Here is a 12043-nt window from a genome sequence, read left to right on the forward strand (position 1 = left end):
TACACGGCGAGGTCAGCAACCAAACGGACAGTCGTACGTCATGCGTGATGGGCGGTGACGGCCTTGACCAATCCGGTCGTCAATTCACCGCTGCTCGCATGCGAAATATCGCCGAGCGACAACATGCCGACCATGCGCTTTTCGTCATCGATCACCGGCAGGCGCCGTACCTTCTTGCTCTCCATCAGGCGAACAGCCTCCTCGATCGTTTCGCTGGTGCGGCAGTAGACGATATCCCTTGTCATGACATCGCGCGCAGTCAGCAACGCAGCGTCGTCGTGCCCGTTTGCCCATGCCCGCAACGCAATGTCCCTGTCCGTCACCATGCCGATGAGGCGATCGTTTTCGCCGACCGGCAGAGCACCGATGTCTTCGTCACGCATGATCCTTGCCACGGTGCGCAAGTCCGTTTCAGGCGCTATCCAGCGCGCGCCGGGGTGCATCGCTTCCCACGTTCTCATTGCATCCTCCTACGGTTTGGAGGAATGACGATAGCCGAAGATCGTGGCCAATCATTGATCCTGACGACCGACTTGTTCGCCGAACGTCGCTTATCGCAACTCCAGCAGGAAGTAGGTCGTCGGGCCGGACGGGCCGTCGTTGCTCAGGCGAAATTTGACCGCACCGGCGCCATCGACGACAGGTGGGTGAACTGTTCCGTCAAGACCCACCGGTGAAATGCGCCACTTGGCCGCCGTCCTCGACAGGGAGAGATCGACAGTCCCCTGCCGGATCAACACCGGCAACCGGCCAAAACTCTCGATGACCTTCTCTTCACTGTCACGGAACGTCATGTCCGTGTTCTGGGCGTCGGTGGCAAAGATCAACAGGAAACGCCGGCTGCCGGACAGGGTTGCCGGAGGATCGAGCGCCGAGAGAGCGACAAGGCCGTTGCCGTCGGCGCGCTCCACCCGTAGCACACCGAGGTCGACCGGCTCGCGCAGGGACGCAAACGCCATCGCTTCCGTCGCCGGCGTCGCTACGCGCAGCTGCCTGGCGAAACGATCGAGAACGATTTCACCGGTGCTGCTTTGATAGATGCCAGCATCGACGGTCGTTGCGTTGTCCGGCTTCAACCTACTGCTCGCACGCAGCAGCGCCAGCACATTGTCGCTGCTTTCCCGCCGCGGCTGGGTAACCGCGATCGCATCACCCAATCGCTCGGCGCGTTCCAGACCGATACGACCGACCAGGGCAAGATCGGTCAGAGACTCCGGTTCGCGCGCCTGCATGTCGTCGGTCAGATCCTCCTCGCCGCGCACGGAAAATGGGATCGTCACATCCGAGGTCGCGACATCGCCGCGCCGATAGAGCAAGGCGGCCAAGGTTTCGCCCGCGCGCGCAACCGGATCGAGGGCGATCGCGTAGGGCAGCATCGCTTGCTTATGCGGAAACGGCTCCCCATAGGCGAGCGCGATCGGTCCATGGCCGTGGCGGCAAAGGGCGTCCCAGCCCTGAAGGGCGGCATAGGCCGGCATGGCAAGGCCACCCTCGTAGCGGTAGCGGTTCCAGAACAGGTGGTCGTATTCGCTGACGACAAACGGCTTTCCGAGCCAGCGCGATGCAGCGATCATCCTGATGTAGTTGACGCTGTCGGCGATTGAGCTGGTTTGAAGGAGTTTGCTGCCCGGCGTGTAGCCGCCGACCCAATCATGGTAGGTGTTCGCCGCGACGACCTGGAGATCGCGCCTGCTCAGAGCCATCTGGGTCGACGGCCAGTTGTTGTAGTTGGTGATCAGGCCCGTGTAGCCAAGGTCGCGCAGAACCTTGCTCATGCGCGCGGCGGAGGCTCGCTCGGTTTCGACGAAGAACGCCTGAAGATCGCGCAGACGCGGGCTGTCGATATAGCGGTCCCGAGGCAACCTGATCCCGCCTGTTTCCAGCACTTCCCCTGAACCAAGCGCCCCCCACGCCTTCGCCAGGCTCGCCGTCGTGCCGTAACGCTTCTTCAGCCAGAGATTGAACGGTTGCGCCAACCGGTCGTCATAGGGAGCCCGGCCGGGCCGATCATGAACCACCGTCTCGAACTCCAGGCCATTCTCATTGGCAAGAATGACCAGGGCCAGAGCATCGTCGCGGATCGGAGCTTCGCCTGTGTAAGGGTTCACGCGCCCGAGGACCGCCTGCTGCAACCGCCTCCAATGCTCAAAGGTCCGATCGTCGAGGTGAAGCATGAGTTTTACATCGCCGCCGGTGTCCCAGCGGTCATCGAAACCGCCATAGGCGCCACGCGGCGACGACAGGCCGTCGATAATCCAGTGGATGCCGTTGCGCTTCAGAGCCGCAAGCAGATACTGGATCCGATCGAGCGTTTCCGGGTCGAAATCGAAATCCCGATCACGCCCGAACATCAGACTTGCGTCGACGAAATGCAGGCGCGCGATGTTGTAGCCATGCATCGCCAGCTGGCGCGCATAACGATCGGCGCCTTCATGATCGGGGAAGCCGCCGGACGCGGGGCTCCAGGCAAGCGAGGCGCACAACATCCTGACCGGCGTATCCTGCGCTTTCGCATAGGCGAGACGCCCCTCCTTGCCGACGACCAGTCTGTGATCGCCATTGATCGGGCCGTTGGGCAGGATGGACGAGAAATCGAGCGGGCTGCCTGGTCTCAATTCGAGCGAGATCTCTTTCACCGGAACCCATTGATCCGCGGCGCGCGCAGGCACGCACATCACCGCAAGCGCCAGCACCGCAGCCAGACATCCCTGGCGCATCACGCTACCGCTCCAAGCAACTTGCTCTCGATCGGAACCTCCGGTCTTCGCCGTCGCCTGAAAAAGCCGACAGGCAGTGCAGCGGCGTGGAAGAACCACGCAACGACCGTGTACAGCCCCATGTTCAAGCTGCCTTTGCGAATGCTCATCAACACGATGACTGAGGCGAGGACAGCAAAGACGATGCCCAGGCCGACAGCCAGGCTCGGCGAGAACAAAAGCACACAGAGCGAGAGCGCCCACCACAGATAGACGAGACACCAGAGCTTCAGCTCGGGCAGCTCACGCAGCAGCTGGAAGAAATACGGCCGACCGAGCGACGCGCGCAGAAGTTCGCCGATACCGAAGAGATATTTGCTTTTCCAGCGTCGAACCAGCAGGCGATAGGAATTGACAGTATGTCCGAAGTGCTGGACGAAACGCCGGTCAAGGCGATGCAACCCCCATCCGGCGCTTCGCAGCCGGATGCCGAGATCGAATTCTTCGTATCCATGCAGGTTGCGATCGGAGAGGTAACCGACCGCTTCGATCGCATCGCGCCGGTAGAGCCCACCGCCGTTCATCCGGTCGATCGATCCGATCCGGTTTTCCGGCGAGTTGCGCTTGACGCGACGCGAGAACTCGAGATTAGACGTCAGCATCTCCTGGACATGGCCGGTAACGCCGGCAACCTCAGGATTGTCGGCGAGAAACGCCACGGCGACGGCGAGAAAATCACGGTCGAGCAACATGTCTCCGTCAAGCAGACAGAGATGGTCGCCTTTGGAGTATTGAAAGCCAAGCTGCGGGCCAATGCCGCAGCTCGGCCGCGCCGGCGGGCTGATCTGGGCGATGACGACGGGATATTGCGCGGCAATCTCGACCGTTCGGTCGGATGAGCCGCTGTCGGCGACGATGACTTCGCCACCTGTCGCTCCGAGGGCAGCAAGCGCACTTTCAATCGTGGCCGCTATTCGCTTCTCTTCGTTCAGCGTCTTGATGATGACGGATACTGACAAGCGCGCCTCCAAAATCACCGGGGCGTCTACAGCGCCGCGCGTCAAATATGACGCGCGAAGGACGCTGTAACGCTTGAATCCTGCTGCATAATTTTCTCCTTAAATCGATTCCGATTTAAGGAATTATGCAGTAGCCAAGCGTCCCGGCGCAGCCAGTTCTACCCGCGATACTTTGAGTTTTGGTTTATTTGCACCAGCAATTGCAGCAGACGCGACCGATTGCGGATAAGGACCCAACCCGAAGCCACGCCGCATGCACCGCCAAGCAATTTGATGGCGAGGTCCCCGATCCGGGCGTGACGGTCTGCCGACACCACCTGCAGCAATTCGAACCCGATGGCGGTGGCCAAAACGAGCCCGAGGACAAGCAGGAGCCGCCGGGGATAGGCAATTGCAAAGAGCAGCCCCATCAGCCCGAACGCGCCGAACCGCTCGACATGCACGAACGTGCCCATACGCGGGCGCAGATCGAGTGGTGATAGGGTCGAATAGGCGATCACGGCGAATATGAGCCAGCCAAATAGGCCAGCGGCGCGTTTGATATTCATACTGTTCTTGTCTCTCCGCACCGCACACAACACGGCAAAAATCAGCCCGACGGCAACAGGGATGTCGCGTGCGATTGCGCGCGATCTACTTTGCCACCAACGCGCTATACACCGCGACGGTCTTTTCCGCCACGCTTGTCCAGCTATAGGCGGCTTCGGCGTGCGCCGCACGGGCGCGCATCTCGCTTTCACTGGGCGGATTGGCAAGCTTCGCCGTCATGGCCGATGCCAGCGCCTCGACATCGCCGAGCGGGAAATATTCGTCGCTTGCAAGGCCAAGCTCGACATTGGCAACGATATCGCTCGCAAGAACCGGCAAGCCGTAGGCCATGGCCTCCAACAGCGCAATCGGCATGCCCTCGTGGCTGGAAGGCAGAACGAACAGGGCCGCATTGGCGAAAAGCTCTGCAAGCCGATCACCGGACTGAAAGCCCGTTAGAACGACACCTGCGATATCACCTGCCAGCCTTCTCACCTCCTCGGTGTAGGGCGTCTCGAATTCCGCACCGCCGGCCAGAACCAACCGGAACTCCGGAGTGGAACATTTGGCATAGGCGCGGATCAAATCGAGCTGGCGCTTCTCGGGCACGATCCGTGCGGCAAGCAGAATGTACCGCCGTGGCGCAAGGCCGAACTCGGCAAGAATGCCGGTCTCGCCCCTGGACGGCGTGACCGACACCCCGTTGGGCACAAGGGCCATGGACACATTGTGCCGCGCGCCCATGGTCTCAGCGATATCCTTCGAAATGGCGATCCGCCCGCTTGCAAAGCGCATGCCCAGGCGTTCACCGAGCTTCAGCGTACCCTTGGCAAGAGCACCCCATTTTTGCCGGTCGTAGTCATAGCCATGATGGGTCACGACCACCTTCAGGCCGAGCATTCTCGCAAGCGGGACGAACAGTGCTGGCCCGATCGCATGGATATGCAGCACGTCGGGACGCTGCCAGCCCGCGTAGCAAACACCCATGAAAGTGTGAACGATGGCTTCCAGCGCCATCCGGCGCGGCGCCCAGAAAGGAACGACACGAATGCCATTCCAGCTGAAGGGGACAGATGCCGGAAGATATCGGCGCCGCCCGATCACGTCGACGTCCCAGCCGTGCTTCGTGAGCTTGCCGGCAAGGATCTCGACATGCTTTTCGATGCCGCCCTGCACATCCGGAATTCCGCGCAGGCCCAGCATCATCACGCGCCGCCGTCCGGTTCGCGCGCTCAGCCGACGATCTTTGCCTGTCAGCTCGCGGTGATTGTGCACGAGGTGGACTCCACGCTGGGCAGTACCGCCCTTCCCGTCGACGCCTTCCAATATTCCAGATTGTACAATCTCAGTGGAAACCGACGGCTGTTGCCGACGATCAACTTGCGAGACTCGTAACTTCCTGCCCATGGCGTGGCCTCAAAGATTGCGCACCCAAGGCCATTTACGTTAACAATACTTAATAAGATCGTAATTAAATCGTTAAATATCTAATTGTTCGATCAATAAACGAACATATTTAATGCCGCGGTAAGTATATTCGCAAGCCTTGGTTAATGACGCAAGGATAAATCTGCCAACTAGGTCGCCCCGAGCGCAGCGTAGAGATCAAGCGTTCTGTCGCGATAAGCATTGGCGGAGAAATCTCTGGATATCCACGCCCTGCCGGCAGCGCCCATGCGGGCGCGCGCTGTCGGCCCAAGAGCCGTCATGTCGGCCAGCGCCCTTGCCAGATCATCAGCGTCTCCCGACGTTGCCGTCATGCCCGTTTCCCCGACCTGGATCATTTCCGGAATGCCTCCGACGGCTGAACCGACCACCGGCCGTCCCAGAGCATAGGCTTCCAGCAAGCTGATGGGCGCATTTTCGTACCATTCCGACGGCAGTACGAGTGCCCTGGATGATCCGATCAATTTGTGCAGGCTCTCGCCTGAGAGATATCCGGTGAACGTCACGCCTGCATTAAGCTCGCTCGCGAGCCGACGAAGCGATGCCTCTTCGGGGCCTGTACCGGCGACGACCAACCGCTGTTTCGAAAGTGCCGCCGCCTTGATCAGCGTGGCGATGCCCTTTTCGGGTGCAAGCCGGCCTGCGAAAACGAAATAGTCGCCCTCGTCCCAGGCGCTGCTGTAATCGTCCACATCCACGAAGTTCGGAATGTGCACCATCTGCTCACGCGGCCAGCCCCATTCGACAAGCTTCTCCACGTAGAACCGGCTCGGAACGACGATCCGGTCGACCTTGTTGCGATAGAGGCCCAGCGTACGATGCAGCACCGTTTCTGCCAGCACGACACCGCTCAAGATCGCCGAGCCCTTGACGCAGCGGTGACGCAGGACGTTGTAGACCCGTCCGCCGCGACAGTCCTCGCAGATCTTGCCGTCGCGCAGCATCTTGTAGGAAGGACAGGCAAGTTTTAGGTCGTGAGCCGTCATGACAACCGGCACGCCCGCTGCCTTCAACGTCGAAAAGATCGCCGGCGACAGGTGGTGATAGACGTTGTGTGCATGGGCAACCGACGGACGCGCGCGGTCAATCAGCCTGGCGATGTTGCGCTGGCCTTCGCGCGAATAGATCACGCTTGCCGCCTGCTCTATTTTCCGCAGAAAGCTCGTTTGCCGACCAAATTCGATTTCGGAGACGAAATACTTGGACCATTCAGAGCGCTCGTTGTCCTCGTGCTCCATGGCAAAGGGCACGACATCCCAGCCAATATCGGCGAACATCTTCATATGGTCGAAGAACACCGCTTCGGCGCCGCCGCGTCGATAGAAGTAGTTGTTGATGGCGAGAAGTCGCTTGCCGGCGGCTATCGTGTTGAGCACATCGTTCTCCTCATCCGCCAAGCCGATCGAGTGCCTTGTCGACCGGCAGGACGGTGCATCCCTTCTCGACCGCATAGCGGACCAGATGCTCGAACATCTCCGGCGTGCAGCCATAAGGCGTCGGTCGTGGCGCGATGTCGTGCGTGAAAAAGACCAGCCATCCCGGCTGCGCGACGAGGTCATCGATCCAGCGGGTCAGCGCAAGAGCGTGCGCCTCGGGCTGGCGGATCTCGACCGCCTTCAACATCATTGGATCGACTGCACCGCGGTTGATCGCCTCCCCTGCGGCCCGGCACGTTCGGTAGCGCCGCCCCAATTCCCTGCGTGCCATCGGCCAGGCGGCGTTGTAGGGAAAGGCAAAGTTCCTTGCCGGCTCCGCGACGCCACTGGCTGCTAGATAGTCCGCATTTCGGTCGAGGTCGCGCGCAAGCGCCCCCCCGGTGAGACGTCTTATCTTGCTGTGGCTGAAGGTGTGGCAGCCGACTTCGTGTTCGCGCTTGGAGAGAGCCTCACAACCCGCAGCGGTGATCAAGGTTCGATCCGGCTCAACCCGCCCTTCGAGCCCCCCGGCAATGTAGAATGTGCCGCGGACGCCGTGCCGTTCAAGGATTTCGGCACCCTGGTGCAAGGCGCTGTCAGGCACATCGTCGAAGGTGAACGAGACGAGCGGAACGTCGGTCGCAACGGCGAGCTTCTTCTGAGCAAGGCGCCAGATCAGACGATTTGCCAGCCGGTCGACAAGGCCGTCAACCTTTTGCACAAACTCAAGCATAGGCCACGCCCCTTTTTTCGGCAGATTGCGACGGCAAGGCAAGGACCGCGCGGGCCTGCAAATGCAGACCGTAGAGCGAAAACAGGAAGGTGAACCACAGCAGGTTGCCGCCCTCGTAGAACAAGCTCTCAAGGCCGGCGTTGAAGATCGTATAGAGCCAGACGCGCGTAAAGAGCCGCGTGAGATGTGAATGCTGCTCGGCGGACGCCATGCGGGCAATATTGCGCAGCGGCAGGACGAGGATCCACAACACCGTGAGCAGCAGCCCGGGAAAGCCCGTCATCAAGGCGATGTCGAGATAGGAATTGTGGCCGTTGGCAGCCGCCACCGCCCAGGTCTCGATCGCTCCGCCGCTGTGGACCAGCTCTTCCGTTTGCCAGAATGCCTTGAAACCGTAGCCGGTGATAGGCTGCTCGGCGAGCGCGGTGAACGCGAAGCGCCAGATATCCGCCCGGTTGGTGAACGTCGCGTCGATGCCAAGTTCGGTGATGAACTCGCTGAGCGGCATGAATACGGCTGATCCGACGGCAAACAGATTGAACAGCCCGACGCCACCGATGACGATCGGGATGCGCAGGAGACGGATCTTCTCGAATATCCAGGCAAGCAACAGGATCGCCGGCAGCATCGCGGTCGAGGTCTTGCCGCCGGTATGGATGAGGAAGTTGAACGACAGCAGCACGATGGCGATCCCGGCCAATCGCGACCAGCTATTCATGACGAAAAGCCCGAAGAAGGCCGCGATCACCATCGCGGCGGCCGCACTGTTCTTGTGCGGGAAATGGCCGCGCCATAGACCCGCATTCATGGGCTCGCGCAGTTCTGACGCCTGATGAATAGAGAGCATCGGCTTAAAGGCGATGCCGTAATAGGCAACGCCGAGCATGATGAGCGTACCGATGCCCAGCATTTTGGCAAAATGCCGTTCGCTGGCGGGCAACAGCAGGTAGATGCTGGCATTGACCGTGACCATGATGGCAAGAACGGTGCCCTTGATCCCAAGCATTGGGTGGGCTGAGATCACCGATACGAAAAGGAACCAGGTAAACAGCACTGCAAGCAGCGGCCGCGGCTGCAGGATGATATTTCGCATCGGATGGCATAGGCCGTAACCGAGCATGCCCGTAAACAACAAAAGAGAAACGATCTGGTTCAATCGGTTCGAATTACCGGCCGACGGATCAAGCACTGCTGCTCCCGTCAGGTCGACGAACGGGGTGATCGATATCCAGAAGAACAGAAACGTCGTCATGAACAGGACGGTGCCGACACGCAGCCGCAGCGTTTCGGCGGCATTGGTTTCGGCGTAGGCGGCGCTCGTCATTGGCGCGCTCCCGTCAGGCAGTCGCCGGCTGCGGGCGGCGAATATATCTCCACAGGCCGAGGGCGATCGCTGCCGACACACCAAGGAAAAGGCCGAGCATAGCGCCGGCGACCAGCAGGATCACCGTACGTGGCGGCCACGTGCGTGCGTTGGGCGGCAACGCCCGCGAGATCACCCGCACATTGGTCGTATCGATCTGCTGCTGTTCGGTAATTTGCTGGGCGCGCGCAAGATGCGTCTCGTAAATCGCCGCTTTGGCACGGGCATCGCGCTCCAGATCGCGCAGTTGCACCTGAGACTCATTGTCGGTGAAGACATTCGACTTCTCGACGTTTGCCTTACCGCGCAAGGCTTCAAGCGCCTGCTGCTCGCGATCCATGTCCGCCTTGGCCCGCTCCAGAATGCGCCGGGCCTCGTCGGCAAGCGCACCCTCGATCGTCGCGCGCTCGGATCGAGCCGACACCAGACGGGGATGCCGTTCGCCGAACGTGCGCTGCATCGAGGCAATCTGCTGCTGGAGCAAGTTGTACTGCTCGCGCAGGTTCGTCATGTTTTCGGACTCGAACTCCGACGCGCTGGCGGTTCTCCCTTGAGCGATTGCCGCACTCATCTGGTTGTAGCGTGTCTCCGCCTGGATGAAGCGCTGCTGTGCGTCCAGGACCTGGGTGTTGAGTTCACCGGAAAGCTGGTTGCTGACCAATTGACCATTGGTCGACTGCAGGCCGTTGACCCTGCGGAAATCTTCCACCGCCCGCTCGGCATCGGTCACGTTGCGGCGCAATTCGTCCAGCCGGGCGTTGAGGTTCTTGGCGACACGCCCTGCACTTTCGGCCGCCGACTGAAACAGCTCCTGCTCGAAGGCATCGACGATCGCGTTCGAGAGGGTCACGGCCTTTGCCGGCTCCTCGCTCCAAACCTTCATGACGACGACGAAAGAACGCTCCTCGCGCCGCGCCTCCACGCGCTCCGAAAGCGCGCGCATGGCTGCAAGCTCGTTGTTGACCTCTTGTTCCTGCTTCGATGAAAACAGGTTGCGCAGCGATGCAAAGGATGCCGGCTTGACGAACTCGGGATCGCGCGTGAGCTGCAATTCGTCGATCACCCGCGCCAGCACATTGCGTGACGTCAGGATCCGGAGTTTGCTCTCCACCTCCAACAGCTGCGCGTCACGCTGCGGATTGCTTGTAAAAACATCGTCGCTGACAACGTTGAGATTGGACGGGTCGACGACGATATCCGTGTAGACGGTGTATCGAGGCGACGCAGTCATTGCATAGACAAGGGCCGCAAATGTGCAAATCGTCACTGCGGCGATGATCCAGAGCATACCGTCGCGCAGCCAGCGAATACCGTCGTCTACCCCGATCTGGCTGACGAGGTGAAGCCGCGGGAAGAACAGGCCACCGACATGCGGCGTCGGCTGCGTCTCGGTCTGTGCCCGCGCAACCACCTGGGAACGCCGGACTTCCGGCTCTCTTCGCGGCGCTTGCTTTTCTTCAAAAGGAGGGAGCGCGTCCTCGTCGTCTGTCGGCAGAAGGTTGAGCAACGAACCGCCGCCGACCATCGCACGTTGACCGTGCGCTGGCTGAGGCGACCTTTGTTGTCGGGGCTCGTTCGGCCTATACATCCGCATCCCTCACGCCCGCTTCAAGACGCAAAAATCGCCGGCTTGCGCGTCTCGTATCTCCAATGAAGGATTAGAGTTGTACGGTGAAAATTCCGTTAATCGGCCCGGCAGCCGTTTACCTTGACGCTTAGAAGTCCGTCAGCAACCGGCTCCAGCTTTCGGATGCCAGACCGCCGATATAGAGGTCGTTGCGCAATGCCGCGTCCTTGAGATCTCCATGGCGCGTTACCATGCAGAAATAGCCACGGTGGCGGAACGTCAGCCAGCGTTGGCGCGAGATCGCGTTCATCAGAAATGGTTGTGCGGCGCCTGTGGCCTGGGCGTAACCTTCGCGGTCGAGGCAGGCAAACATCTCGGCCGTCACCTCAAACTCCCGACCCGGTTGGCAAAGCACATTCAGAACCGTCGCAGTCCTGTTCGCCCTGCCAAGAAAGAGGAAAACGCCAATCGCTCTTCCATCCGCCGTTACTTGTCGGAAATGCACTTCACCGAGGCCTTGGTTCTTACCGGCGATCGCGACGAGCCAATCGAACTCCTCGGTTGACCAAACGGGCCTGACCGAAAACCGTTCCATCATCGGTCGGGCGCAACCGAGAAACTCGCCGGCCCCGATCACCTTCGTCATACATCCTGAAGCCGGGGTGGGTTTGACGGATGGTCTTCGCCAGCGCAACACCCTGTCGAATGCACCAAGGACACCGAGCACCAATTTCGAACCCAATGCCGGAAATTGACGGCTGGCACGAATGGCGCTGCTGGTAGCCGGTCGAAACGATCGCTGCCACTCCAGGCTTTGTATCGGAAGCACGACCCCGCCCCCGGCAACCCAATGGTCCGCACTCACCGGCGACGAATTATCCGAGAAGCACATGTCCTGGCGCGCGGAGCGCATCGTACGAGCGAGACATGCCGCACCAACGGCACCCGCCTTGCCGTCTGACATGAACGCGCAAAGAAGCTTGCCGACGGTATGGCGACCGTGGATCGAGAATTCCATCGGCAATGCCAGGATTGCGCTGGCGATGGTGCCGTCGCCGTCATCGTAGACGATACTGCCATGCTCGGGAGAGTAAAGCGGACTGCCGAAGAAGACCGCTTCAAGATACTGCCGGAGGTCACCACTTGGCTCAATGTCGCGCTTGCGGAAAATCTTGCTGAAGAGCGAGCTAACTGCAGGGATATCGCCCAGCTCCATCGGTCTCACGCGGCCCGGGTGCTGCATGCGATGCCCGATGGCTGTGGCAGTTTCCAGTTC

Annotated in this window: 10 protein-coding genes; all 10 read right to left on the reverse strand. The window is 60.6% G+C overall.

Translation table 11 applies throughout. The features are described from left to right. Positions 1 to 38: 38 nt before the first annotated feature. The 10 genes from ASD03_RS32035 to ASD03_RS32080 all read right to left on the reverse strand — a co-directional run bounded on the left by ASD03_RS32035 (position 39) and on the right by ASD03_RS32080 (position 12010). Entirely contained in the window at positions 39 to 461 is a 423-nt protein-coding gene (locus tag ASD03_RS32035) for a CBS domain-containing protein (protein WP_057218166.1), read from the reverse strand. A gap of 90 nt (positions 462 to 551) precedes the next feature. Continuing rightward, entirely contained in the window at positions 552 to 2717 is a 2166-nt protein-coding gene (locus ASD03_RS32040) for a hypothetical protein (protein WP_057218168.1), read from the reverse strand. Continuing rightward, entirely contained in the window at positions 2717 to 3715 is a 999-nt protein-coding gene (locus tag ASD03_RS32045; RefSeq protein WP_057218169.1) for a glycosyltransferase, read from the reverse strand. The genes ASD03_RS32040 and ASD03_RS32045 overlap by 1 nt, the downstream gene beginning before the upstream one ends. 158 nt (positions 3716 to 3873) lie before the next feature. Continuing rightward, positions 3874 to 4263, reverse strand: a complete 390-nt coding sequence (locus tag ASD03_RS32050) for a VanZ family protein (protein ID WP_025428554.1) — start codon at positions 4261 to 4263, stop codon at positions 3874 to 3876. Between the two features lie 85 nt (positions 4264 to 4348). Then, positions 4349 to 5449 (reverse strand): glycosyltransferase family 4 protein, encoded by a 1101-nt coding sequence (locus ASD03_RS32055; protein WP_244494343.1) that lies wholly within the window; start codon positions 5447 to 5449, stop codon positions 4349 to 4351. A gap of 371 nt (positions 5450 to 5820) precedes the next feature. After that, complete coding sequence (locus ASD03_RS32060) at positions 5821 to 7065, reverse strand: glycosyltransferase family 4 protein (protein ID WP_244494337.1); 1245 nt, start codon at positions 7063 to 7065, stop codon at positions 5821 to 5823. 10 nt (positions 7066 to 7075) lie between these two features. Next, a complete protein-coding gene (locus ASD03_RS32065; RefSeq protein WP_057218171.1) occupies positions 7076 to 7837 on the reverse strand; it encodes a polysaccharide deacetylase family protein in 762 nt (253 codons plus the stop codon). Further along, the gene (locus ASD03_RS32070) at positions 7830 to 9161 is read right to left on the reverse strand and encodes an O-antigen ligase (RefSeq protein ID WP_057218173.1); all 1332 of its coding nucleotides are present in this window, start codon (positions 9159 to 9161) and stop codon (positions 7830 to 7832) included. The genes ASD03_RS32065 and ASD03_RS32070 overlap by 8 nt, the downstream gene beginning before the upstream one ends. A 13-nt stretch (positions 9162 to 9174) precedes the next feature. After that, positions 9175 to 10788 carry a GumC family protein gene (locus ASD03_RS32075; RefSeq protein WP_057218175.1) on the reverse strand — a complete coding sequence of 538 codons (1614 nt, stop codon included), beginning with the start codon at positions 10786 to 10788 and terminating at the stop codon, positions 9175 to 9177. A gap of 127 nt (positions 10789 to 10915) precedes the next feature. Continuing rightward, positions 10916 to 12010 (reverse strand): GNAT family N-acetyltransferase, encoded by a 1095-nt coding sequence (locus ASD03_RS32080; protein WP_107027260.1) that lies wholly within the window; start codon positions 12008 to 12010, stop codon positions 10916 to 10918. Between the last annotated feature and the right edge of the window lie 33 nt (positions 12011 to 12043).

The sequence above is a fragment of the Ensifer sp. Root127 genome (assembly GCF_001425225.1).
Lineage (GTDB): Bacteria > Pseudomonadota > Alphaproteobacteria > Rhizobiales > Rhizobiaceae > Ensifer > Ensifer canadensis.